Here is a 712-nt window from a genome sequence, read left to right as displayed (position 1 = left end):
CCGAGCCAGGCGACGGTGCGCTCGATGACCCAGCGGTGCCGGCCGAGGCGGGTCGAGGACTCGATGCCGCGGCGGGCGATGCGGTGTGCGATCTGCCGTCGCCGCAGGTAGGAGCGGATGAAGCGGTGGTCGTACGCTTTGTGCCGTGGAGCTTGCCGGGCCGGCGGCGCCTCGGGCCGCGGCGGGAGCGGATCGGCGGGATCGCCTCGACGAGCGGGATCAGGGCCTGGCTGTCGTGCAGGTTCGCGCCGGAGATCGCGAGTGAGAGGGGCGGACCGGCGCGTTCGGTGAGCAAGTGGATCTTCGACCCGTACTTGCCCCGATCGACAGGATTCGGACCCGTCAGCTCCCCTTTTTCGTGGCCCGCATGTTCACCGAGTCAACCGCGCACCGCGACCAGTCCAGCTCGCCCCGGGCGCCGAGTTCGTCCAGGACCAGGCGGTAGAGCTTCGCCCACACCCGGGCCGCGGCCCACTCCGCGAAGCGCCGGTGCGCGGTCGGCCCGGACGGCCCGAAACACGGCGGCAGCTGGGCCCATGTGCACCCGGAGGTGGCCACGAACACGATCGCCGCCAGCACCTCCCGGTCCCCGTGGCGGCGTCGGCCGCCGCCCTGCGGCCGGGTCGGCGCCGCCGGCACCACCCGCTGGAACAGCTCCCACAACTCGTCCGGCACCAGCCGCTCCACAATCGTCACGCAAGCAGCCTACAAG

The 712-nt window shown here is 72.6% G+C and carries 1 pseudogene; it reads right to left on the bottom strand.

Annotation, left to right across the window (positions count from 1 at the left end):
- Window positions 1–696, bottom strand: a pseudogene (locus ABD353_RS39785) (IS5 family transposase); the annotation flags it as partial.
- Window positions 697–712: the final 16 nt, after the last annotated feature.

It is taken from the genome of Kitasatospora arboriphila (genome assembly GCF_039528095.1).
In the GTDB taxonomy this organism is placed as follows: domain Bacteria; phylum Actinomycetota; class Actinomycetes; order Streptomycetales; family Streptomycetaceae; genus Kitasatospora; species Kitasatospora arboriphila.
Note: the sequence above shows the minus strand (reverse complement) of the source record. Positions and strands in the feature narration are given on the sequence as shown.